Annotated in this window: 16 protein-coding genes and 1 other RNA gene; 9 read left to right on the plus strand and 8 right to left on the minus strand. The window is 71.2% G+C overall.

The window, feature by feature from the left end:
• Positions 1–15: 15 nt before the first annotated feature.
• The 3 genes from rnpB to map form a co-directional block, all read right to left on the minus strand.
• Positions 16–376: RNase P RNA component class A (rnpB, locus tag AAEP86_RS11925), an RNA gene on the minus strand.
• A gap of 178 nt (positions 377–554) precedes the next feature.
• A complete protein-coding gene (ppgK, locus tag AAEP86_RS11930) occupies positions 555–1,307 on the minus strand; it encodes a polyphosphate--glucose phosphotransferase (RefSeq protein ID WP_420367551.1) in 753 nt (250 codons plus the stop codon).
• A gap of 85 nt (positions 1,308–1,392) precedes the next feature.
• A complete protein-coding gene (gene map, locus AAEP86_RS11935) occupies positions 1,393–2,256 on the minus strand; it encodes a type I methionyl aminopeptidase (protein ID WP_420367552.1) in 864 nt (287 codons plus the stop codon).
• 583 nt (positions 2,257–2,839) lie between these two features.
• Between map and AAEP86_RS11940 the strand changes: the two genes are divergently transcribed.
• The 6 genes from AAEP86_RS11940 to AAEP86_RS11965 all read left to right on the plus strand — a co-directional run bounded on the left by AAEP86_RS11940 (position 2,840) and on the right by AAEP86_RS11965 (position 12,605).
• Positions 2,840–3,019 carry an SPOR domain-containing protein gene (locus AAEP86_RS11940; RefSeq protein WP_420367553.1) on the plus strand — a complete coding sequence of 60 codons (180 nt, stop codon included), beginning with the start codon at positions 2,840–2,842 and terminating at the stop codon, positions 3,017–3,019.
• Between the two features lie 49 nt (positions 3,020–3,068).
• Entirely contained in the window at positions 3,069–4,406 is a 1,338-nt protein-coding gene (glnA, locus tag AAEP86_RS11945) for a type I glutamate--ammonia ligase (protein ID WP_420367554.1), read from the plus strand.
• 22 nt (positions 4,407–4,428) lie between these two features.
• Entirely contained in the window at positions 4,429–7,401 is a 2,973-nt protein-coding gene (locus AAEP86_RS11950; RefSeq protein ID WP_420367555.1) for a bifunctional [glutamine synthetase] adenylyltransferase/[glutamine synthetase]-adenylyl-L-tyrosine phosphorylase, read from the plus strand.
• Between the two features lie 527 nt (positions 7,402–7,928).
• Positions 7,929–9,560: a glycosyltransferase family 2 protein gene (locus tag AAEP86_RS11955; protein ID WP_420367556.1), complete on the plus strand. Its 1,632-nt coding sequence runs from the start codon at positions 7,929–7,931 to the stop codon at positions 9,558–9,560.
• Positions 9,553–11,181, plus strand: coding sequence for a glycosyl hydrolase (locus tag AAEP86_RS11960; protein ID WP_420367557.1), 1,629 nt, complete (start codon positions 9,553–9,555; stop codon positions 11,179–11,181). The genes AAEP86_RS11955 and AAEP86_RS11960 overlap by 8 nt, the downstream gene beginning before the upstream one ends.
• Positions 11,178–12,605: a UDP-glucose dehydrogenase family protein gene (locus tag AAEP86_RS11965; RefSeq protein ID WP_420367558.1), complete on the plus strand. Its 1,428-nt coding sequence runs from the start codon at positions 11,178–11,180 to the stop codon at positions 12,603–12,605. The genes AAEP86_RS11960 and AAEP86_RS11965 overlap by 4 nt, the downstream gene beginning before the upstream one ends.
• A gap of 503 nt (positions 12,606–13,108) precedes the next feature.
• Here the strand turns inward: AAEP86_RS11965 and glnA (AAEP86_RS11970) are convergent.
• On the minus strand, positions 13,109–14,533 hold the full coding sequence (gene glnA, locus AAEP86_RS11970; protein ID WP_420367559.1) for a type I glutamate--ammonia ligase: 1,425 nt from the start codon (positions 14,531–14,533) through the stop codon (positions 13,109–13,111).
• 181 nt (positions 14,534–14,714) lie between these two features.
• Here glnA (AAEP86_RS11970) and AAEP86_RS11975 point away from each other — a divergent pair, with 181 nt between their 5' ends.
• A complete protein-coding gene (locus AAEP86_RS11975; protein WP_420367560.1) occupies positions 14,715–15,170 on the plus strand; it encodes an RDD family protein in 456 nt (151 codons plus the stop codon).
• Between the two features lie 622 nt (positions 15,171–15,792).
• Here the strand turns inward: AAEP86_RS11975 and AAEP86_RS11980 are convergent.
• Entirely contained in the window at positions 15,793–16,521 is a 729-nt protein-coding gene (locus AAEP86_RS11980) for a DUF4191 family protein (protein ID WP_420367561.1), read from the minus strand.
• 127 nt (positions 16,522–16,648) lie between these two features.
• Here AAEP86_RS11980 and AAEP86_RS11985 point away from each other — a divergent pair, with 127 nt between their 5' ends.
• Entirely contained in the window at positions 16,649–17,512 is an 864-nt protein-coding gene (locus AAEP86_RS11985) for a hypothetical protein (protein ID WP_420367562.1), read from the plus strand.
• A gap of 216 nt (positions 17,513–17,728) precedes the next feature.
• Here the strand turns inward: AAEP86_RS11985 and sucB are convergent, their stop codons facing one another.
• From sucB to AAEP86_RS12000, 3 genes are all read right to left on the minus strand, one after another.
• A complete protein-coding gene (gene sucB / locus AAEP86_RS11990) occupies positions 17,729–19,252 on the minus strand; it encodes a 2-oxoglutarate dehydrogenase, E2 component, dihydrolipoamide succinyltransferase (RefSeq protein ID WP_420367563.1) in 1,524 nt (507 codons plus the stop codon).
• A 49-nt stretch (positions 19,253–19,301) separates the two neighbouring features.
• The gene (gene lpdA / locus AAEP86_RS11995) at positions 19,302–20,675 is read right to left on the minus strand and encodes a dihydrolipoyl dehydrogenase (RefSeq protein WP_420367564.1); all 1,374 of its coding nucleotides are present in this window, start codon (positions 20,673–20,675) and stop codon (positions 19,302–19,304) included.
• A 153-nt stretch (positions 20,676–20,828) separates the two neighbouring features.
• Entirely contained in the window at positions 20,829–22,310 is a 1,482-nt protein-coding gene (locus AAEP86_RS12000; RefSeq protein ID WP_420367565.1) for a leucyl aminopeptidase, read from the minus strand.
• Between the two features lie 75 nt (positions 22,311–22,385).
• Between AAEP86_RS12000 and AAEP86_RS12005 the strand changes: the two genes are divergently transcribed.
• Complete coding sequence (locus AAEP86_RS12005) at positions 22,386–23,318, plus strand: proteasome assembly chaperone family protein (RefSeq protein ID WP_420367566.1); 933 nt, start codon at positions 22,386–22,388, stop codon at positions 23,316–23,318.
• Positions 23,319–23,399 lie beyond the last annotated feature (81 nt).

The following is a 23,399-nucleotide window of genomic DNA, read 5'->3' on the forward strand; positions in this document are numbered from 1 at the left end:
GCGTGACGGCTGGGGCGAACGGGCCGGCCGTACGCCGGGTTCTGTCCCGCCGCTCGCGCGGCGGTGACGGCCATCTCTCTCGGACCGACGTTGCCGTCGGCCTCCAGCGGTCCACCCGAGGACTCGGCGAGCAGCCTCGACGTCCTCTGTCTGACCTTGCTCCGGGCGAGGTTTACCGAGCGGATCCGGTCACCCGGACCCCTGGTGGTCTCTTACACCACCGTTTCACCCTTACCGACGTCGCCGCCGGCGGTCTGCTTTCTGTGGCACTGTCTCGCGGATTGCTCCGGGTGGGTGTTACCCACCGCCCTGCTCTGTGGAGCCCGGACGTTCCTCGGCACTCCCGGGGGAGTGACGCGACCGTCTCACCGACCCGTTCGCGCGTCCGAGTCTAGCGGGTGCGTTCCCGGCTCGGGCTGCGGACGCCCCTCGGCCGGCTCGACACGCTGTCGAGATCGCACTTCCGCGGGCGCGGCGACCGTTGAGGGTTGCCGAACTGCGATCTCACCGCGGCGCGGCACAGCCGGAGCGCGGCGCAGCCGCCGCCCGGGCTGCTACGAGTTGCTGCGGGCGGCGAGGGTCGCGGCGCCGATGATGCCCGCGTTGTTGCGGAGCGTCGCCGGGATGATCTCGGCCTGCAGGTCGAGCAGGGGGAGGTACTCCTCGTGCTGCTTCGACACGCCGCCGCCGACCACGAAGAGCTCCGGCGACAGGAGCGCCTCGAGCGTCGAGTAGTACTTCTGCAGGCGCTTCGCCCAGTGCTTCCACGACAGGTCGTCGCGCTCCTTGGCCGCGAAGGAGGCCTTCGACTCGGCGTCGTGGCCGTCGATCTCGAGGTGGCCGAGCTCGGAGTTGACGATGAGGACGCCGTCGTTGATGAGCGCGGTGCCGATCCCCGTGCCGAGCGTCGTCACGATGACCAGGCCGTCCTTGCCCTTCGCGGCGCCGAACTGCTGCTCGGCGAACCCGGCGGCGTCCGCGTCGTTGACGAAGTGGATGGAGCGGCCGAGCTCCTTCTCGAACAGCGCCTCGGCCTCGAAGCCGATCCACTTCTTCGACACGTTCGCCGCCGACATGGTCTTGCCGTCGCGGACGATCGCGGGGAAGCAGACGCCCACGGCGACGTCGGCGGCCGGGGCGAGCTCCTCGACGATCGACTTCGCCACCGCGACGATGTCGTGCGGCTTGCCGCCCTCGGGCGTGGCCTTCTTGATCCGGTCGGTCGTGAGTTCACCGGTGGTGACGTCGACGATCGCGCCCTTGATGCCCGTACCGCCGATGTCGACGCCGACTGCGAGGGAGGTCATGTGTGTGCCTTTCAGGTGGGACGGGGTCAGGTGGGACGGGGTCAGGTGGGACGAGGCTGGTCGGACGGGGTCCGGCCGGAGGGGGTCAGGAGACGGTGAGGAGCTCGGCGCCGCGCTCGGTGACGACGAGGGTGTGCTCGAACTGCGCGGTCCAGGACTTGTCGCGCGTGGAGACGGTCCAGTCGTCGGACCAGATGTCCGCGTCGATGCCGCCGAGGGTCAGCATCGGTTCGATGGTGAACACCATGCCCGGCTCGATGACGTCGTCGAAGCGCGGTGCGTCGTAGTGGGGGATGATCAGGCCCGAGTGGAAGGCCCGCCCGACGCCGTGGCCGGTGTAGTCGCGGACGACCCCGTAGCCGAACCGCTTCGCGTAGGCCTCGATCGCACGGCCGATGACGTTCACCTGCCGGCCCGGGGCGACGGCCTTGATGCCCCGTCGCAGCGCCTCCTCGGTCCGCGTGACGAGGTCGCGGACCTCCTGCGTGCCCTCGCCGACGACGAAGGTCCGGTTCGTGTCCCCGTGCATCCCGTCCTTGTACGCGGTGATGTCGATGTTTACGAGGTCACCCTCCTGCAGGACGGTGTCGTCGGGGATGCCGTGGCAGATGACCTCGTTGAGGCTCGAGCACAGCGACTTCGGGTAGCCGCGGTAGCCGAGGGTCGACGGGTAGGCGCCGTGTGACACGACGAACTCGTGGCCGATCCGGTCGAGCTCGTCGGTGGTCACACCGGGGCGGATGGCCTCTCCGACGGCGTCGATCGCCTGTGAGGCGATGCGGCCGGCGACCCGGATGCGCTCGACCTCCTCCGGCGTGTACGTGTCGCCGAGGCCGTGCTCGTGGGGTTCGGCCTTGCCGACGTACTCCGGGCGCTCGATGTCCTGCGGGACGGGTCGCTGCGGGGAGATGCGGCCGGCGGTCAGGTGTCCGTGTTCGTCCCGGGGCATGCGGACCACTCTAACCGCGCCGCCGACGCGCCCGGCGCACGGGGACGGGTCGGCGCCGTGCACTCGCGCGCCGCGCGGCTCGGCTCGCGCGGCGACGCGCGCGCTCGCGCGCCGCGACCGGTGCGCCGGAGCGACAGATCCCGGGTTCGAACCGCGACTGCCACACCAGGGCGACAGATGTCCGCGGATGTTCCGCGGGGGACTGTCGCTTCCGCGGGGATGGCCGTACTGGACGCGCCCCGCGCCGGGGTGACCGCCTGGAGGCGCGGCGCCGGTCCGGCGGACGTGCGCCGCGCCTCCAGGCCGGCGCGTCCACCGCGACCGGTGCGCCGAAGCGACAGATCGCGGGTCCGCACCGTGACCGGGTGCGCCAGGGCGACAGATGTCCGCGGATGGTCCGCGGGGGACTGTCGCTTCCGCGAGGTCCGACCCCGTCGCCGCGCTCGGCCGCCGCCCGGCCGCCCCGCCGACCGGCCCGGACAGGCCCTCGCGGCCCGGCCCGCGCGCCGCGGCCGCCCTGCCCGGACAGCCGCGCCCAGGCCGGGGCCGGCACGCGCGCCTGCCGGGTGGGTACGGTGGCGGCATGAGCGACGAACGCATCGAGTCCCAGTGGTGGTTCAACGAGAAGACCCGCGCCGTCGAGCAGGGCCCGCAGTCCCCGCAGCGCGACCGCATCGGCCCGTTCGACACCCGCGAGGAGGCGCAACACGCCCTGGACCGGATCAAGGCGAACAACGAGCGGTGGGACGACGAGGACCAATAGGCTGTAGGCACGGCCGTCGACCGGCCGGAAGCACACGGAAAGGGCGTGCATGGACAAGCAGACGGACTTCGTGCTCCGCACCATCGAGGAGCGGGGCATCAAGTTCATCCGACTCTGGTTCACGGACGTCATCGGGACCCTGAAGTCGGTCGCGATCGCCCCCGCCGAGGTCGAGGGCGCCTTCGCCGAGGGCATCGGGTTCGACGGCTCCGCGATCGAGGGCCTCTCGCGCTCCTACGAGGCGGACGTGCTGGCCCACCCGGACCCCTCCACGTTCCAGATCCTGCCGTGGCGCGGTGAGATCGACCCGACCGCCCGCATGTTCTGCGACATCACCACGCCGGACGGCCAGCCCGCCGTCGCCGACCCGCGCAACGTGCTGAAGCGCACGCTGGCCCGTGCGAGCGAGCGTGGCTTCACGTTCTACACGCACCCCGAGATCGAGTTCTACCTGCTGAAGAGCCGCGACTGGAAGGACGGCGGCCCGCAGCCCGTCGACCAGGCCGGCTACTTCGACAACGTCCCCGGTGGCAGCGCCCACGACTTCCGCCGCCGCTCGGTCCGCATGCTCGAGGACCTCGGCATCTCGGTCGAGTTCTCCCACCACGAAGCCGGTCCGGGCCAGAACGAGATCGACCTCCGCTACGCCGACGCGCTGACGATGGCGGACAACATCATGACGTTCCGCACCGTCGTGAAGGAGGTGGCGATCGAGCAGGGCGTCTACGCGACGTTCATGCCGAAGCCGATCTCCGGGCAGCCGGGCTCCGGCATGCACACGCACGTGTCGCTCTTCGAGGGCGACCAGAACGCGTTCTTCGAGGCCGGCGGCCAGTACCAGCTGTCCGACACCGCGAAGCACTTCATCGCGGGCGTGCTCAAGCACGCGCCGGAGATCACCGCCGTCACGAACCAGTTCGTGAACTCCTACAAGCGGCTCTGGGGCGGCGACGAGGCCCCCTCGTTCGTCACGTGGGGCCACAACAACCGCTCCGCACTCGTCCGGGTCCCGCTGTACAAGCCGAACAAGGGCCAGTCCTCGCGCATCGAGTACCGCGGCATCGACTCGGCGGCGAACCCGTACCTCGCCTACTCGCTGCTGCTGGCCGCCGGGCTCAAGGGCATCGAGGAGGGCTACGAGCTCCCGCCCGAGGCCGAGGACAACGTCTGGAGCCTGACGGACGCCGAGCGCCGTGCCCTCGGGTACAGCCAGCTGCCGGCGAGCCTCGACCACGCCCTGAGCCTCATGGAGGACTCGGAGCTGGTGGCCGAGACCCTCGGCGAGCAGGTCTTCAACTTCGTGCTGCTGAACAAGCGCCAGGAGTGGAAGCGCTACCGCGACCAGGTGACGCCGTTCGAGCTCGACACGAACCTCGGCGCCCTGTAGCCACCTCGACGAGCACCACGGCATGACAGGCAGGACGACGACGTCACGCTCCGAGCTGGCCCGGCTGGGCTTCGCGGAGCTGTCGGAGAGCCTGGAGCGCATCGCAGACCTCGAGGCGCGGTTCGGCCCCGACCTGCGTGTGCCGGTCAGCGAAGCGCCGGCGCTGTGGGAGTGCACCGCCGACCCCGACGGTGCGCTGCGCGCGCTGGAGCGGCTCCTCGAGCGGGCACCGGACGAACTCCGTCCGGTCCTCGGCGACGAGGCAGCCGCGGAGCGCCTGGTGCGCCTGCTCGGCGCGTCCGTCGGCCTGGGGGAGTTCCTGCACCGACGGCCGGCGGAGATCGCGCTCCTGCTCGAGCCGGTCACCGCACCGTGGACGCAGGAGCGGTACACGGCGTCCCTGCTCGAGGCGGTCGACGGGACGACGGGCGAGGACGCCCGGCTGCGCCTCCGGGTCCGCTACCGGCGGCACCTCGCGCAGATCGCGCTGTTCGACGTCCTCAACGTCTCCCCGACCGAGGCGTTCCCGGCGGTTGCTGCGGGCCTGGCCGACCTCGCCGGTGCCGCGCTCGAGGCGGCGGTCGACGTGGCTCGACGCGAGGTCCCGTTCCCCGCGGCCGACGTCGCCGCGACCCCGCTCGCGGTCATCGCGATGGGCAAGGCCGGTGCCCGCGAGCTGAACTACGTGAGCGACGTCGACGTCATCTTCGTGACGGAGCCGACGCTCGACGAGTCCGAGGGCACCGGTGTCGGCACCGACCGCGCCGTGCTCATCGCCACCCGGCTGGCCATCGCGGCGACGCACGCCATCACCGACCTCGCGGCCGAACCCGGCCTGTGGGAGGTCGACGCCAACCTGCGGCCGGAGGGCAAGGACGGCGCCCTCGTCCGGACGCTCGACTCGCACGTCGCGTACTACGAGCGCTGGGCGAAGGCGTGGGAGTTCCAGGCCCTGCTCAAGGCACGCCCGATCGCCGGCTCGGCCGGGCTCGGGGAGCGCTACGCGGCCGCGGTGGCACCGTTCGTCTGGACCTCCGCGCAGCGGCCCGGGTTCGTCGAGTCCGTCCAGCGGATGCGCGAGCGTGTGACCGAGCACATCCCGGACGCCGAGGTCGACCGGCAGCTCAAGCTCGGTCCCGGCGGCCTGCGCGACGTCGAGTTCACGGTCCAGCTGCTGCAGCTCGTGCACGGCCGCGACGACGAGTCCGTCCGGGTGCGGTCGACGCTCGAGGCGATGGACGCCCTCGCCGAGGCCGGGTACGTCGGACGACCGGAGGCAGCGCGCTTCGGACCGGACTACGCCCTGCTCCGCGTGCTCGAGCACCGCATCCAGCTGCGGCGCCTGCAGCGGACGCACCTGATGCCCTCCGACGAGGAAGAACTCCGGATCCTCGCGCGGTCGAGCGGCCTCGCCCGGTCCGCGGCCGCCCTCGAGACCCGCTGGCGCGCGGTGAAGCTCGAGGTCCGCGGCCTGCACGAGCGCTTGTTCTACCGGCCGCTCCTGTCCGCCGTGGCCGCGAGCGACGGTGAGATCGTCCTCACGAGCGACCAGGCCGTCGACCGCCTCGGAGCGATCGGCTTCGCGGACCCCGCCGGCGCGTTGCGACACATCCGCGCCCTGACGCAGGGCACCAGCCGTCGGGCGACGATCCAACGCAACCTGCTGCCGGTGCTCCTGCGCTGGATGGCGGAGGGGCCGGCGCCGGACCGCGCGCTCCTGGCCTTCCGCCGGCTGAGCGACACCCTGGGGGAGTCGAGCTGGTTCCTCCGGATGCTGCGCGACTCGTCCGGTGCGGCGCACTCGCTCACCACCGTGCTGTCCGAGTCGGCGTTCCTGTCCGGACTGCTCGAGCGTTTCCCCGAGGCGGTGGCGTGGCTCGACGAACCCGAGACCCTGCTCCGGCCGCGCCCCGTCGAGTCGCTGCTCGCCGAGGTGACCGCCGTCACCGCACGCCACGGGGACGACGTCGACGGTGCGGCGGCCCTCGTCCGCTCCGCCCGACGCCGCGAGACCCTGCGGCTCGGCATGGCGGCGGTGCTCGGCAACCTCGACGTCGACGCGCTCGGCCCGGCGCTGAGCGACGTCACCGAGGCGACCCTGACGGGGGCCCTGGCCCTGGCGCGCCGGGATGCTCCGCCCGGGCTCGAGTTCGGCGTCATCGCGATGGGCCGGTACGGCGGACGCGAGCTCGGCTTCGGCTCGGACGCCGACGTGCTCTACGTGTACCGCGCACCCGAGGGTGTGCCGTCGGAACAGGCCTCGCGCGCGGCCCAGACGATCGTCCGCGAGCTCGCCCGTCTGACCGACGACACGATCCACCCGCTGGACCTCGACATCGACCTGCGCCCCGAGGGCAAGAACGGTCCCGTCGTCCGCACGCTCGACTCCTACGGCGCGTACTACGCCCGGTGGTCGCTCACGTGGGAGGCCCAGGCACTCCTCCGCGCGCGGGGAGCGGTCGGCGATGCGCAGCTGCTCCGCGACTTCGAGCACCTCGCCGACCGGACCCGCTACCCGGACCGCATCGACGACCAGCAGGTGCGCGAGGTCCGACGGATCAAGGCGCGGGTGGAGTCCGAACGGCTGCCGCGCGGGGCCGATCCCGCTCGACACCTCAAGCTCGGCCGGGGATCGCTCAGCGACGTCGAGTGGTTCGTCCAGCTCCTCCAGTTGCAGCACGCGCTGACGATCCCGGGGCTCAGGACGACGTCGACCCTCGAGGCGCTGGACGCCGCGGTCGACGCCGGACTCGTCGCTCCGGACGATGCCGAGCGACTCGGGGCGGCGTGGCGGTTCGCGTCCCGGACCCGCAGTGCGCTCGTGCTGTGGTCCGGGCGGACGACGGACGTCCTGCCGGTGGACCGGATCCAGCTCGAGGGCGTCGCACGCCTGATGGAGTACCCGCCGGGGTCTGCCTCGCAGCTCGAGGACGACTACCTCGGGGTCACGCGCCGCGCCCGCCAGGTGTTCGAGCGCGAGTTCTACGGCGCCTGACGGTCGTGCTCGCGGCACGTCGCGGACCCGCACGACACGCCCGGGGCGCCGATCTGCGTCCGACAACCGTGGTCTTGCGGAAGTGAATTCCCGGTAACACGGGACGTCCCCCGAACGGCACGGCCTGTACCCCGGCACAGTGTCGGCACGGGTGTTCCCCAGTTCCCGCCCAGGGGTCGGTGGCGGTGGCGAGCCGCGGCCCGGACGCGACCGCTGCGGCCTGCACGCAAGTGGCGCTGACCGGGGGATTCCACCTGAGGCGACCCGCGCCTCCCGGCTCGTCCGGACCCGGTGCGCAGGGTGCTGGGCGGTCGTGGTGGTCCGTCGGAGTGCTGTCGGCAGCAGTGCGGACAAGCGTGGAGCGGTCCGAGGGGGACCGCCGTGTACCCCGTAACGTGCCCGAAACACCCCCGCTCGGGGGTCACGTTGCGCGGCCCGTCACGTTTCTGCATCAATGGCACCACCCGAACCGGCCCTGATTCCCCGATGAAGCGGAATCTCCACCTCGAACGTTGAAGCAGGGATCGATGTTCACCTTCATTCTGCAGATCAGGCAGATGGTCGACGGGCACCCCGAGTTCTACCTCTTCGCCGTGTACTCCGCGGTGATCTGGTTGCTCTGGTTGCTCAAGGTCGTCCTCTCCGCCCGCTACCGCCCCTACACCCGCACGTACACCGGATCCACGAGTGTCGTCGTGCCCGTCGTCGACGAACCGCTCGACCTGTTCCGCGACGTCATCGGCCGCATGGTCGAGCAGCGCCCCGGCGAGATCATCGTCGTCATCAACGGCGCCCGCAACGAGGCCCTCGAAGCGGTCTGCGACGAGTTCGCCCCACTCGTCCGCTGGACCCACACGCCCATCCCCGGCAAGCGCAACGCCGTCAAGGTCGGCACCGAGATGTCCACCGGCGACATCACCGTGCTCGTCGACTCGGACACCGTCTGGACGCCGGGCACGCTCGACGAGCTGCTCAAGCCCTTCGCCGACGCCTCCGTCGGCGGCGTGACGACCCGGCAGCGCATCCTCGAGCCGACCCGGAGCTGGATCACCCGCTGGGCGGACTGGCTGGAGAACTCGCGAGCGCTCTACTCGATGCCCGCGCAGAGCGTCCTCGGCCAGATCGGCTGCCTGCCCGGCCGCACGATCGCGTTCCGCCGCGACATCCTCGTGCGGGTCATGGACCGGTTCATGCACGAGAAGTTCATGGGCGTGTTCCTCGAGGTGTCCGACGACCGGACGCTGACGAACCTCACGCTCAAGGAGGGGTACCGCACCGTCTACCAGTACACGTCGCTGGTCTACACGGACGCCCCGCTGCAGGTGAAGAAGCTGTTCAAGCAGCAGCTCCGCTGGGCCCGTGGCTCGCAGTACAACACGCTGCGGATGCTGCCCTGGATGCTCGGCCACGCGCCGATCCTCGCGCTGTTCTTCCTGACCGACATCATCCTGCCGTTCATGCTCTTCGGCGTGATCGCGGGCTGGATCTACCGCGGCCTCACCGGTCAGGGTTCGAACCTGTACGAGGGGATCCTGCACCAGTACGGGTTCTCCACCGGGTTCATCTACGTCGCCGGACTCATGGTGGTCTCGTCCGTCCTCAGCATGGCGATCCGGCAGATCCGGCACCTCGCCGAGAAGCCGAGCGACTTCTTCCGCCTGCCGATGTTCATCATCGTGTCGACGTTCTTCCTCATGCCGATCCGGCTCGTCGGCTTCTTCCGCCTGGCGCACGCGTCCGGTTGGGGGACCCGCGCTGGTGCCTACGCCGGCGGCCCGATGGAGACCGAGGCCGACGCCGCGCAGCCCTCGGCGTTCGGGTCGCAGACCCCCGTGAGCCCGATCGACGCGATCGGGACCGGGTCGACGCCCCTCGTCGCGGGGACCGCTCCGGTCGGCGCGGGCGCCGCTCCGGTCGACGCCGGCGACCAGCGTGCCGCGGACCGGGCGTTCGACGAGCTGTTCGGTCCGGACGCCACCACGAACTCCACCGCGACGGTCCTCGCGACCCGTCGTTCCGCAGCGCAGGCGCAGGCCACCGTCGCCCCCGCGGCGGCGAAGCAGGCCCCCGCCCGCGTCCGCCGGTACAACCCGTACGCCGCGATCCCGTACTGCATCGGCATCGCGATCTTCGTCCTGGAGGCCTTCCTCATTGTCTGACCTCATCCGCTCCTCCGGTGCCTGGTGGGCGCAGTCCAGCCGGCACGCACGCCTCACCGCGATCGGCACCACCGCCATCGTCCTCGTCCTCGGGCTGATCACCTGGAACGTCTGGGTGTCCCCGGCCGGGTCCGTGTCGACCGCGGTCCACCAGGCACTCGGCGTGACCCCGCCGAAGAAGAAGGTGTCGGCAGCCGAGCTCCAGGCCAAGCTGACGGCCGCCCAGCAGGAGATCTGGTCGCTCGAGGGCAAGCTCGACTCCTCGACGGCCCAGGCCGGGTCGCGCGGCGACCAGATCGCACAGCTCAAGGCACAGCTCGCGTCGCTCCAGTCCCAGCTCGGTTCCGACGGCACCGGTTCGGGAGGCGCGTCCTCCTCCGGCGGTTCGGCCGGCGGCGCGAAGGCGGCCGGCTCCGGGAACGGTGCGTCGGGTCCCGGCGGCTCCGGTTCCGGCGGGTCCGGCCCGCACATCGAGCCGGTCAGCGACGGGTCGAACGGGTCCGGGACGAACGGGACCAGTCCGACGGACGGCGGGACCGACCCGTCCGGCGGCTCCGGTGGCGCTCCCGCCCCGACCACGCCGCCGAGCACCGGCACCCCGACGCCGTCGCCGTCCCCGAGTACGGGGACGCCCAGCCCGACGCCGATCTCCACGCCGACCAAGGCGGAGATCCTCGCGCAGAAGTCCCGGTGGTACGGGCTCTACACGACGCAGGCCCCGTTCAACTGGGCCGAGTACGACGACGTGTCGCGGAAGGTCGGGGAAGCCACCAACATGGTGGGCTACTTCCAGGGCTTCGACCAGGAGTTCAACGCGAACGCGGTCCAGCGTGCGTGGTCCAACGGCCGGCTGCCGGTCATGACCTGGGAGTCGCTCCCCGCGGGGACCGGCAACGACGTGTCCCACGTGGACGGGTACACGAACGCCGACATCATCGACGGCAACTTCGATGCGTACCTGAAGCGCACGGCGGACGCCATCAAGGCGAACGGCATGCCGATGGTCATCCGGCTCGACCACGAGATGAACGGTGACTGGTACAACTGGTCCGACGGGGACAAGCAGGAGAACGCACCCGGTTCGTACGTCGCGATGTGGAAGCACGTGCACGACGTCTTCCAGGCCGAGGGCGCGAACGACCAGGTGATCTGGCTGTGGTCCCCGACACGCATCGACAACCTCGGTGACGGGGCGACGCTCGAGCACATGGCGAGCTACTACCCGGGCTCCGACTACGTCGACTGGGCCGGGATGAGCGGCTACTACCGCAACTCCTCGCTCACCCCCTCGTTCTCGAACACCTTCGACGCGACCCTCGCGCAGATCCGCGCGGTCGCACCCGGCAAGAAGATCCTCCTCGCCGAGATCGGCGCCACCGAGTCCGGCGGCGACGGGCAGAAGGCGGAGTGGATGTCCTCGTTCTTCGACGGTCTCGCCGATCCGGAGAACGCCGACATCCTGGGCTTCGCCTACTTTAACCACGTGGTGACCACCGTCAAGAACGGCACCCGGGTCACCAACGACTGGCGACTCGACTCCCGCAGGGACAGCCTCGAGGCGTTCGTGCAGGGCATCAAGCGCACCGACATCGACTACGACCTGCAGGAGGTCAAGCAATGACCGAGTCCAAGAAGTCGGCCGCAGCAGCCGACACCCGTCCCGCACCCGTCATCAGCGTCATCGGCACCGGCTACCTCGGTGCCACCCACGCAGCTGCCATGGCCGAGATGGGCTTCGAGACCATCGGCGTGGACGTCGACCCGGCGAAGCTCGCCGCGCTGTCCGCCGGCGAGGTCCCGTTCTACGAGCCCGGCCTGCCCGAGCTCATCACGAAGCACGTGGCGAGCGGGAAGCTCCGGTTCACCGCCGACATCGCGTCGGCCGTGGCAGCGGCGGACGTGCACTTCGTCTGCGTCGGTACCCCGCAGAAGGCCGGTTCGCACGCCGCCAACCTGGCGTACGTCGAGAGCGCGACGCGCGGCGTGGCCGAGAACCTCACCCACCCGGGCCTGATCGTCGGCAAGTCGACCGTGCCGGTCGGCACCGCGGAACGCCTCCGCGGGATCGTCCGCGAGTTCGCGCCGTCCGGCATCACCGCCGAGCTCATCTGGAACCCGGAGTTCCTGCGCGAGGGCAAGGCCGTCGACGACACCCTGCACCCGGACCGGCTGGTCTGGGGCGGTGCGTCGGACGCCGCCGACGCCGTCATCCGCGAGGTCTACGCCGCACCCATCGCCGAGGGGACGCCGGTCATCACGACCGACCTGCCCACCGCGGAACTGGTGAAGGTCAGCGCCAACGCCTTCCTCGCGACGAAGATCTCGTTCATCAACGCGATCTCCGAGATGTGCGCGATCACCGGCGCCGACGTGTCGACGCTGGCGGACGCCCTCGGGCACGACGCCCGCATCGGTCGGAAGTTCCTGAACGCTGGTCTCGGCTTCGGCGGGGGCTGCCTGCCGAAGGACATCCGGGCGCTCATGCACCGTGCGAACGAGCTCGGCGCCGGCCGCGTCGTCGGACTCATGCAGCAGGTCGACGAGATCAACATGGGGCAGCGCGAACGGGTCATCGACATGACGATCGACGCGCTCGGCGGCTCCGTGCTGAACCGTCGCGTCGCCGTGGTCGGAGCAGCCTTCAAGCCGCTCACCGACGACGTGCGCGACTCGCCGGCGCTCAACGTCGCCGCTGCCCTGCACCTCCGCGGCGCGCAGGTCACCCTGTGGGACCCGGAGGCCATGGAGACCGCTCGTCGCTCCTTCCCGACGCTCACCTACGCGACGTCGATGGAGGACGCGATCGAGGACGCCGACGTCGTGCTCGTGCTGACCGAGTGGGACGAGGTCGTGGCGGCCGATCCCGCCGCGCTCGCCTCGATCGTCGGACGTCGGGTGGTCATCGACGCCCGCAACTGCCTCCCGGTCACCGACTGGGTCAAGGCGGGATGGGCCGTCCGTTCCCTGGGACGGCCCACTCCGGTCACGGGTGCACCCGTGAGTGTCGCCGCGGGGACACACGACGCGGTGGCCACCGCGCGCTAGTCACCGTCCGCGATGCGGGGTCCGTGCCGGGGGCGGCGCGGGCCCCGCTCTCGTGCGCCCGGCGGCGCGCGGGCCGGTCACCCCGCTAGGCCGGCGGGCGCCCCTGTCCACCCCGCGACCGCGGACGGGCGCCGAGGTCCACCCCGCGACCGCGGGCGGGCGCCGCGGTCCACCGTGCGACCGCGGACGGGCGCCCGGTCGAGCCCGCGAAAGCGACGGTCCGCCGCGACAATTCCGCGGCGGACCGTCGCTTTCGCGGGTGCGTCCCAGCGGTCGGTCCGACGCACGGCGACCGCTTGGAGGCGCGACACCGGTCCGGCGGGCGCGCGCCGCGCCTCCAGGCCGTCGCGTCCCACGCGCGGTCGCCGGCCGCCTCCGAGACTCGGCCCGGCGGACGGTTTCGCGGTCCTGCACCCACGGAACCGTCCGCCGAGCCGAGACTCGGGAACGCGGAAGGCCCCGCACCGGGAACCGGTGCGGGGCCTTCGTGGTGTCAGCGCGGATCAGACGCCGAAGTAGAGCTCGTACTCGAACGGGTGCGGACGCTGCGCGAGCGGGAGGATCTCGTTCTCACGCTTGTAGTCGATCCACGTCTGGATGAGGTCCTCGGTGAAGACGTTGCCCTTCGTGAGGAACTCGTGGTCCGCCTCGAGGGCCTCGAGTGCCTCGTCGAGGGAGCCCGGCACCTGCGGGATGCCCTTGGCCTCCTCCGGGGGGAGCTCGTAGAGGTCCTTGTCGACCGGCTCGTGCGGCTCGATGCGGTTCTGGATGCCGTCGAGGCCCGCCATCAGCTGCGCGGCGAACGCGAGGTACGGGTTGCCCGAGGCGTCGGGCGCGCGGAACTCGATGCGCTTCGCCTTCGGGTTCGTCCCCGTGATCGGGATGCGGATCGCGGCGGAGCGGTTGCCGGCGGAGTAGACCAGGTTGACCGGAGCCTCGAAGCCCTTCACGAGGCGGTGGTACGAGTTGATCGACGGGTTCGTGAAGGCGAGCAGCGCCGGTGCGTGCTTGAGGATGCCGCCGATGTACCAGCGAGCGATGTCGGACAGGCCGCCGTAGCCGTTCTCGTCGTAGAACAGCGGCGAGCCGTCGTTCCAGAGCGACTGGTGCGTGTGCATGCCCGAGCCGTTGTCACCGAAGAGCGGCTTCGGCATGAACGTGGCGACCTTGCCCCACTGGTCGGCCGTGTTCTTGACGATGTACTTGAACTTCAGGATGTCGTCCGCGGCGTGGACCATCGTGTCGAACTTGTAGTTGATCTCCTGCTGGCCGCCGGTGCCCACCTCGTGGTGCGAGCGCTCGAGCGTGAAGCCGGCCTCGATCAGCTTGAGCGTGATGTCGTCGCGGAGGTCCGCCGTCTTGTCGACGGGGGAGACCGGGAAGTAGCCGCCCTTGTAGGGGGTCTTGTTGGCGAGGTTGCCGCCCTCTTCCTCGCGGCCGGTGTTCCACGCGCCCTCTTCGGAGTCGACCGAGTAGAAGGACTTGTTCTGCGTCACCGAGTAGCGGACGTCGTCGAAGATGTAGAACTCGGCCTCGGGGGCGAAGAACGCGGTGTCCGCGATGCCCGTCGACGCGAGGTACTTCTCCGCCTTCTTGGCGACCTGGCGGGGGTCGCGGCCGTAGATCTCGCCGTTGCGCGGGTTGTAGATGTCGAAGATCATGATCAGCGTGCGCTCGGCCCGGAACTGGTCGATGTACGCGGTGGTCACGTCAGGGATGAGCTGCATGTCCGACTCGTGGATCGACGCGAAGCCGCGGATCGAGGAGCCGTCGAAGAGCTGACCGACCGAGAAGAAGTCCTCGTCGACCGTGGATGCCGGGATGTTGAAGTGCTGCTGCACGCCGGGCAGGTCGGTGAAGCGGATGTCGAGGAACTTGACGTCCGTGTCCTTGATGAAGGCCAGGACCTCGGAGGAATCGCTGAACATGTGTGTCGATCTCCAGGGGGTTTGGGTGATGTGGAGGTGCCGCAGGTGCACCCTCCGACGAGGCTATTGACACCGGGTTTCCCGGACGTGACTGCTTTGTTTCGGCCGTGTTACGACGGCATGCCCGCCCGGCTCCCGACGGCCGCGCGGGAGGGTCCTCCGTCTCGCCTACGCTTGCAGCATGGCCCGCAGCACCACTCCGTCCTCCGCTCCGTCCGACCACCCGGACGGCTGGCCCGGCAAGGACCTCGGGCTGCCGGAAGAGGGGCCCCGGAGCGTCGGTCGCATCGGCCGGCGGATCGTGGCGCTGCTCATCGACGGTGCCCTGGCCGACCTGGTGGCGTTCGTCACCGGGGTGTGGTCGCCGGTGAACGGTTCGGGTGACATCGCCCACTCGTGGATCCAGATCGCCATCTTCGCCGGTCTGCAGGTGCTGTTCATCTGCCTGCTGTCCGGCTCGTTCGGGCACATCTGCGTCGGGCTGCGCGTCGTGCCGATGCGTGGCGGGTACGTCGGCATCTGGCGGCCGATCGTCCGGACGGTGCTGCTGTGCCTGATCGTCCCGGCGCTGATCATCGACCGGGACAGCCGCGGGGCGCACGACCGGATCGCGGGCACGGTGCTCGTGCGGCGCTGACGGTGGTGCTGGGGCTGCGGCTGGGGCCGTCGCCGTCGCCGTCGCCGTCGGCGGCGCTGGGGCTGCGGCTGCGGCTGCGGCTGCGGCAGGGGCCGTCGGCGGCGCTGGGGCTGGCGCAGGCGCCGTCAACGCGCTGACGCTGGCGGGTTGCGGCGGTGCGGGCTCGAACGGTTGCGCAACCGTTGCGGGCGGGTACGTGCGACGAACCCGCTGTCATACAACGGAGACGATGTCGCAACCCCGCGTCCGCAACTGTTGCACGCGCGCACGTGCGACGAATCGGATGCCGTACGACGGCGACGGTGTCGCAACCCCGCGTCCGCAACTGTTGCACGCGGGTACGTGCGACGAACCCGATGTCGTACGACGTCGACGATGTCGCAACCCCGCGCCGGCAACTGTTGCACGCGGGTACGTGCGACGAACCCGATGTCGTACGACGTCGACGATGTCGCAACCTCGCGCCCGCAACCACGCAACCACTCGACGCGGCACTCGCACGAGGACTCGTACCCGCCTCGACCCCGCCCCTGCCTGACCCGCGCCCGGCCCACACCCCGAACACAGAACGCCCCCGACCTGGCACGGTCGGGGGCGTTCGGAGCCTTGCGGAACGGCTGCGTCAGCGCGGACGGCCGGCGCGGGCCCGCATCGGGTCCATGCCCTTGGGGATCGAGGCAGCGGGGCTCTGCGTCAGCGAGTCGAGCCGGTTCGCGACGGCGAGGACCTCGTTGCGGTTGAGCGCCTTCTTGAACTTGTTCATGGCCCGGGGGAGCTTGTGGAGCGTCACGGCGTCGTCACCGTCGCCGTCCTTCCCGGAGGCGACGTGCACCACGTGGACGGGCACGTTCGGCACGATGCGCTGGACCTTGCGCCGCTCTTCGTCGACCTGTCGGTTGAGGTTGCCCCGCTGCCCCTCGGTGATGAGGACGACGCCCGGGGTCCCGACCGCACGGTAGACCGCGGCCTGGGACCGGCCGTGCACGGCGACCGGCATCTCGCTGGAGCGCCACTGCCGACGCAGCGAGTTCGACAGGACCGCACCGACGGCGCCGGGCTGTCCTTCGATCTGCGAGTACGCGGCGCGTTCCGCCAGTCGTCCGAGGACGATCAGGAACAGCAGCACGCCGAGCAGCACGCCCGCGACGATCCAGAGGACGACCGCGAGCCAGTTCTGACCCGGCAGCAGCAGCGCGAGGAGGATCCCGAGGACGACGGGCCCGACGAACGCCAACGCGAACCACCAGACGGAGCTCGGGTCCGCCCGACGGGTCATGGTGAAGACCTGGTACATCTGCTTGAGACGACCCGGCTCCTTCGCCGCCGTACCTTCTGAAGTGCTGCGTGCCATGCACACAGGATACGGCCTCGGCCGACCGGTCCGAACCGACCCGGACCCGGCTGTGGGCGAACAGCGTTCTCCACAGTCCGAGCCACCGGCCGGGAGGCGCTGCCCGCCTCCGACGATGCTGTCCGGCATGCAGGTGGTCACCGAACGGATCCGCTGGGCCGCGCCCGACGACGAGCGGTCGCTCCTGTCCTGGGCGGCCGACCGCGCGAGCGCGGTCAGCCGCCACCTCGCGCCCGTGGTCGCCGTCGGACGCTCCACCGACGGGCGGCTCCTGGTCGATGTCGACCGGCCCTCGGGCACCGCGGTGTGTGCGGCCCTCGACACGCTCGGCACACCGACGACCGGCGTCGCGGTCACCCTGACGGTGCCCCTCCTGCAGCTCGCGGTCGCCGAACGGTCGGGTGCCCTGCAGCTCGGGACGGCCGGACTCGACGACGTCCTCGTCGACGATGCGGGCGCCGTCCTGCTGTGCGACCGACCACCCGGCGCCGCCGCAGTGCAGGTCGACGACCTCGCCGGAGGCTGCCCGGCGGACGATCCCGCGGCTCCCACGCACGTCGGGCTCCCGGCCGGCGCGGGATCGTCCCAGCTGGACGGCGCACACGTCCTGCTCCTGGCCGCCCGCGTCGTCTGGGAACGCACGGACGGCCGCGACCCGGTCCGTCCGACGGTCGACGCCGCCCTGGCCGCAGCGCTGGAGGGGGACGTCGACGCGGTCCGCACAGCGCTCTCCGTCGTCAGCGGGGCAGCTGCCCCTCGGCCGGTTCGGTGGGACCCGCCGCCGTCCGATCTGCTCGTCGGGATCCCGACCGCTCGTCCGGTCGTCGACCCGGCGCGGACCGGCTCCGCGATCGTGCTCGACGCGCTGCGCGACCTCGTGGAGCGAGGCGTCCCGCTCGGCGCCGGACGCCGGGTCCCGCTCCGACGGGCGTTGGTCGGCGCGGCGGTCGCGATCGGCACCGCGACCTCGTTGGTCTTCGCACTCGGGTGACGGATGCACCAGGCCGCCGACGTCGGGCGGCACCCCGACAGGGCGTCGGGCCAGCGGCAGCGCTGACTTGGCGGCGCGAGGACAGGACCAGGCAGCCCGAGGCCAGGACCTACCGGCGCGCGGACCGGAGCTGCCGCGGGTCGCGCAGCGGTCCGGAACGCGGAACGGCCCCGGTCACGAGGACCGGGGCCGTTCCGCTGACGACGAGGACGTCGATCAGTACCCGAGGTTCGGGGCGAAGTTGCCCTCCTCGAGGCGGTTCTTCACCGCGACGAGGTAGCGCGACGCGTCGGCACCGTCGATGATCCGGTGGTCGTACGACAGCGCGAGGTAGACGAACGAACGGATCGCGATCGCTTCCTGGCCGTCGACCTTCACGACCGCCGGTCGCTTCGTCACGATGCCCGTGCCGAGGATCGCCGACTGCGGGAGGAACACCACGGGGGTGTCGAACAGCGCGCCACGCGAACCGGTGTTGGTCAGCGTGAACGTGCCACCCGCGAGCTCGTCGGGCTTCAGCTGGTTGTTGCGGGTGCGCTCGGCGAGGTCCGCGATCGACTTCGAGAACTGCGCGAGGTCGAGGGACGCCGCGTCCTTGATCACCGGGGTGAGCAGCCCGCGCTCGGTGTCGACCGCGATCGAGACGTTCTCGGTCTCCGGGTAGACGATCTCGTCGCCGTCGACCGTCGAGTTGATCTTCGGGTGCGCCTTGAGCGCCTCGGACGCCGCCAGGGCGAAGAACGGCATGAACGAGAGCTTCGAGCCGGTCTTCTCGAGGAACTCCGCCTTGTGCGCGTCGCGGAACTGCGCGACCTTCGTGACGTCGACCTCGACGACGCTGGTGAGCTGTGCGGTCGACGTCATCGACTGCACGGCACGCTCGGCGACGACCTTGCGGAGGCGCGTCATCTTCTCGCGGGTGCCACGGAGCGGCGACACCTCGGCCACGAACGGGCCGGCCTGGGCAGCCGGTGCCGAGGACCCACCGGCAGCCGGGGTGGCGGCTGCGGCGGAGGCGGCTGCGAGGACGTCCTCCTTGCGGATGCGCCCACCGACGCCGGAACCGGTGACGGTCGACAGGTCGACACCCTGTTCGTTCGCGAGCTTGCGCACGAGCGGTGTCACGTAGCCGGACGCGGAGGCGTCCTGCGTCGGGTTCGGCACGGCGGCGGTCTGAGCCGACGACGACGCCGCGGGGGCCGGAGCGGCAGCCGGGGCCGGAGCAGCGGCCGGGGCCGGGACGGCCGCCGGGGGAGCTGCGGCGGGCGGTGGCACCGGTGCGGCCTGCGGCACGGGAGCGGCGGCGGGCGGCGCCGACGGGGCCTGCGGAGCGGCCGGCTGGGTCTCGCCGGCGGGGGCCGGCTCGGGCTCGGTCGGCTGCGGAGCCGGGGTCTCGGACTCCTGCTCCGTGCTCGGCTCGGGCTCGGGGGCCTCGGCCTCGGCGGCGGCCTCGTTCGAGGAGTCGGACGAGTCCGACCCGCTGTCGGAGGAACCCGAGCCGGAACCGTCACCGATCGTGACGAGCGCGGTGCCGACCTCGACGGTCTCGTCCTCGGGGACGAGGATCTCCTCGATGACACCGGCGATCGGCGACGGGATCTCGGTGTCGACCTTGTCGGTCGAGACCTCGAGCAGCGGCTCGTCGACCTCGACCCGGTCACCGACGTTCTTCAGCCATCGGGTCACCGTGCCCTCGGTGACGCTCTCGCCGAGCGCCGGGAGGTTGACGGATTCGCTCATCGGGTGGACTCCTCTTCGCAGGGGTGGTTCGTGGTGGTGGTCATGGTGTTCACAGCGCGTGCAGCGGCTTGCCCGCGAGGTGCAGGAAGGCCTCGCCGAGCGCCTCGTTCTGCGTCGGGTGCCCGTGGACGAGGGGAGCGATGTCCTCGGGGTAGGCCTCCCAGTTCACGGCGAGCTGGGCTTCGCCGATGAGCTCGCCGACGCGCGCGCCGATCATGCTGACGCCGACGACGGGGCCGTCGACCACGCGGACGACCTTGACCGAGCCTGCGGTGCCGATGATGTGGCTCTTGCCGTTGCCGGCCAGGTTGTACTCGTAGGAGTCCACCTTGTCGGCCCCGTACTGCTCCTCGGCCTTGGCCTGGGAGAGTCCGACGGACGCCACCTCGGGGTCGGAGTACGTGATCTTCGGGATGTTCTTGTCCTCGATGACCACCGGGTTGAGCCCGGCGATCTCCTCGGCGACGAAGATGCCCTGCTGGAAGCCGCGGTGCGCGAGCTGCAGGCCGGGGACGATGTCGCCCACGGCGTAGACGTTGGGGAGGTTCGTGGCGAGACGCTCGTTCGTCGTGACGAACCCGCGGTCCATCGCGACGCCGACCTCGTCGAAGCCGACGTTCTGGGTGACGGGGCCGCGGCCGACGGCAACGAGCAGGATGTCGCCGTCGAAGGTCTTGCCGTCCTCGAGCGTGACGACGACGCCGTTCTCGTGCTGCTCGACACCCTGGAACCGGACACCGAGCGAGAACTCGATGCCGCGCTTGCGGAACGCGCGCTCGAGCTGCTTCGACATCGACTCGTCCTCGGCGGGCACGAGGTGGGGGAGGCCCTCGACGATGGTGACCTCGGCGCCGAAGGACTTCCAGACGCTGGCGAACTCGACGCCGATGACGCCACCACCGAGGATGACGACCTTGTTCGGGACGTAGTCCATGCGGAGTGCGGTCTCGGAGGTGATCACGCGACCACCGATCTCGAGCCCGGGGAGCGACTTCGAGTAGGACCCGGTCGCGAGCACGACGTTCTTGCCGGTGACGGTCTGGTCGCCGACCTGGACCGTGTTCTGCGAGGTCAGGCGACCCCAGCCCTCGACGACGGTGATGCCGCGCGCCTTGATGAGCCCCTGGAGGCCCTTGTACTTGGAGTTGATGACGCCCTGCTGGTACTCGATGACCTTCGGGACCTCGACACCGGCGAACTCGGCGATGACCCCGTACTTCTCGGCGTCACGGGTGCCGTCGGCGATCTCGGCCGCGTGCAGCAGCGCTTTCGTCGGGATGCAGCCGCGGTGCAGGCACGTCCCTCCGAGCTTGTCTCCCTCGATGAGCGCGACGCTCATGCCGAGCTCGGCGGCCCGGAGCGCAGCGGCGTAGCCACCACTGCCGCCACCGAGGACCACGACGTCGTAAGTCTGTTCCGTCACCTGGTGCAACTCCCTCGTGCGTGTCGGGGCCGGTCGGACCCCGGTGGACACCGCGGCGGCGGCGTCCGACGGTCGGACCGCATGGTTCCGGTCCCGTCCCGCTGGTTCCGGTGGGGGCGCGCCTGGCGCACTGCCCCACCGGTACCAAACCTACTACTTGGCCTGGAGCTCTTCTGCGAGCGCGATGAGCGTGCGGACCATGACGCCCGTGGCGCCCTTGCCGAGCCATCCGTAGCCGCCGCCCTTGTTCTCCGACGGGCCGGCGATGTCGAGGTGCGCCCACGGGATGCCCTCGCCGACGAAGCGTTCGAGGAACTTGCCGGCGAGGAGCATGCCGCCGGTCGGGTTGCCGACCGTCGCGTTCACCATGTCGGCGACCTCGCTGGCGAGGCGGGCGTCGAGCTCCTCCGGCAGCGGCATCGGCCAGATCGGCTCGGCCACGGACTCCGCGATCGTCCGGATGCGTGCGACGAGGTCGTCGCTGCCCATGAGTCCGGTGGTGCGGTCGCCGAGCGCGACGACCTGGGCGCCGGTGAGGGTCGCGACGTCGACGATCGCGTCGGGCTGCTCGAGCGAGGCGGCGGCCATGCCGTCACCCAGCACGAGACGGCCCTCGGCGTCGGTGTTCGTCACCTCGACGGTCTTGCCGTTCTTCAGCGTGAGGACGTCACCAGGGCGCGTGGCGGACCCGGACGGCATGTTCTCGGCGAGGCACAGCCAGGCCGTGACGCGAACGTCGAGGCCGAGTCGTGCCGCGGCCACGGTCGCGGCGAGGACGGTGGCGGCACCGGTCATGTCGGTCTTCATGCCGAGCATCGAGCCGGCCGGCTTGAGCGAGAGTCCGCCGGAGTCGAACGTGATCCCCTTGCCGACCAGGGCGAGGTGCCGCTGCGCACCCTCGGGCGCGTACCGGACGACCACGAGGCGGGGCGGCCGCACCGACCCGACGCCGACACCGAGGATGCCGCCGAACCCCTGCTCCTCGAGCGCGGTCTCGTCGAGGACCTCGACGGTCACCGGCAGGTCGTCGGCGAAGGCGCTGGCGACGTCCGCGACGTCCGCCGGGCCGAGGTCGCCGGCGGCGGTGTTGACGAGGTCCCGCACCAGCGTCGCGGCGTCGGCGACGATCGCGGGGCGGACGGTCGCGTCGGCGTCGACGGACGCGGGGGCGACGACCTGCACGGCCTGGTCGCCGCGCGTCGGGCCGGTGGTGCCGGTGCCCTTGTGGCGGGTGAACGAGTAGGCACCGAGTGCCGCGCCCTCGAGTGCGGCCTCGACGAGCTCGACCGAGTCGGTCGGCAGCGCGAGCGCGATCGACGAGACGGTGGGCAGCTGCCGGACGGCGCTGCCCGCTGCCGACCGGATCGCGGCGGCACCGGTGCCGGATCCGAGGCCGACGAGCGCGATGCTCCCGGCCTCGACGCCGACGGCCGGGATCCGCACCAGCTGGTCCTTCGCGCCGGTGGCACCGATGGCCGCGAGGTCGAGGTCGGCCAGCGTCGCGACGGCCCCGGCGGCGCTGGACTCGACGATCGCGGGTCCGCCGTCCGATCCGGGACGGACGCCGACGACGAGGACGTCGGCGGTGACGGTTTCGGGGCTGGACGTGGTGGTGGAGAGCGTCGGTCGGACCATGCCCCAACCCTATCCAGCAGGTGTTCGCTGTCGGCGTGGTCGGTGCGCACGGGGGACCGGGGCCGCCCGCCTAGCATGGGGACGGTGAACCACCCCGAGGAGCTCTACACCTTCGCTGAGGCCGCGCCCACCGTGCCGTCGGGCCTGCACCTGGTCGCCGGACTCACCGGGTTCGCGGACGCCGGCTCGGCCGTCGCACAGGTGACGACCGCCGTGCTCGAGGGCCTCGACACCGAGCTCGTCGCCGAGTTCGACCCCGACGTGCTGCTCGACTGGCGCGCGCGCCGGCCCGTGATCACGTTCGAGCACGACCACATCGCCGCCGTGGAGCCACCGCGGCTCACGCTGCACCTCGTTCGCGACGAACTCGGGCAGCCGTTCCTCTTCCTCTCGGGCTACGAGCCGGACTTCCAGTGGAACCGCTTCGTCCGGGCGGTCACCGACCTGGTGGCGCAGCTCGGCGTCACCGACACCACCTGGGTGCAGTCGATCCCGATGCCGGTCCCGCACACCCGTCCGATCAGCCTCACCGTGTCCGGCACGCGCGCCGACCTCGTCGAGCAGATGAGCGTGTGGAAGCCCGAGACGCAGGCCCCGGCGAACGTGCTGCACCTCGTCGAGCACCGGCTGTCCGAGATCGGCGAGCAGGTCACCGGGCTCGTCCTGCTCGTGCCGCACTACCTGTCCGACACCGAGTTCCCGGACGCCGCGGTCGCGGCCCTGTCCGGCATCTCCGCGGCCACCGGCCTGATCTTCCCGTCGGACGCCCTCCGCGAGGAGGGCCGCGAGTTCCGCACCCGCGTCGACGAGCAGGTCTCCGGCAACGAGGAACTGCAGCGCCTGGTCGGCGTGCTCGAGGAACGGCACGACACCTACATGGAGGGCAACCCGATTGCGTCGCCCCTCACGGGCGTCGACGGGCAGGTCCCGACCGCCGACGCGATCGCGGCGGAGCTGGAGCGCTTCCTGGCGGACCGGCGTCCGGACGGCGACACGAGCACGGACTGACCGCAGCGGACGGGCCGGACGCGCGCCGCGCCTCCCGTCCGGTGGTCGCGGTGACGGCCTGGAGGCGCGACCCGGCCGGCG

Origin of the sequence: Curtobacterium sp. L1-20, from assembly GCF_048755855.1 — a bacterium.
Lineage (GTDB): Bacteria > Actinomycetota > Actinomycetes > Actinomycetales > Microbacteriaceae > Curtobacterium.

What these genes read in the sequence shown, in the direction of transcription:
- ppgK (WP_420367551.1), bottom strand. Translation starts at nt 1,307, where the DNA reads ATGACCTCCCTCGCAGTCGGCGTCGACATCGGCGGTACGGGCATCAAG.
- map (WP_420367552.1), bottom strand. Translation starts at nt 2,256, where the DNA reads ATGCCCCGGGACGAACACGGACACCTGACCGCCGGCCGCATCTCCCCG.
- AAEP86_RS11940 (WP_420367553.1), top strand. Translation starts at nt 2,840, where the DNA reads ATGAGCGACGAACGCATCGAGTCCCAGTGGTGGTTCAACGAGAAGACC.
- glnA (WP_420367554.1), top strand. Translation starts at nt 3,069, where the DNA reads ATGGACAAGCAGACGGACTTCGTGCTCCGCACCATCGAGGAGCGGGGC.
- AAEP86_RS11950 (WP_420367555.1), top strand. Translation starts at nt 4,429, where the DNA reads ATGACAGGCAGGACGACGACGTCACGCTCCGAGCTGGCCCGGCTGGGC.
- AAEP86_RS11955 (WP_420367556.1), top strand. Translation starts at nt 7,929, where the DNA reads ATGTTCACCTTCATTCTGCAGATCAGGCAGATGGTCGACGGGCACCCC.
- AAEP86_RS11965 (WP_420367558.1), top strand. Translation starts at nt 11,178, where the DNA reads ATGACCGAGTCCAAGAAGTCGGCCGCAGCAGCCGACACCCGTCCCGCA.
- glnA (WP_420367559.1), bottom strand. Translation starts at nt 14,533, where the DNA reads ATGTTCAGCGATTCCTCCGAGGTCCTGGCCTTCATCAAGGACACGGAC.
- AAEP86_RS11975 (WP_420367560.1), top strand. Translation starts at nt 14,715, where the DNA reads ATGGCCCGCAGCACCACTCCGTCCTCCGCTCCGTCCGACCACCCGGAC.
- AAEP86_RS11980 (WP_420367561.1), bottom strand. Translation starts at nt 16,521, where the DNA reads ATGGCACGCAGCACTTCAGAAGGTACGGCGGCGAAGGAGCCGGGTCGT.
- AAEP86_RS11985 (WP_420367562.1), top strand. Translation starts at nt 16,649, where the DNA reads ATGCAGGTGGTCACCGAACGGATCCGCTGGGCCGCGCCCGACGACGAG.
- sucB (WP_420367563.1), bottom strand. Translation starts at nt 19,252, where the DNA reads ATGAGCGAATCCGTCAACCTCCCGGCGCTCGGCGAGAGCGTCACCGAG.
- AAEP86_RS12000 (WP_420367565.1), bottom strand. Translation starts at nt 22,310, where the DNA reads ATGGTCCGACCGACGCTCTCCACCACCACGTCCAGCCCCGAAACCGTC.
- AAEP86_RS12005 (WP_420367566.1), top strand. Translation starts at nt 22,386, where the DNA reads ATGGGGACGGTGAACCACCCCGAGGAGCTCTACACCTTCGCTGAGGCC.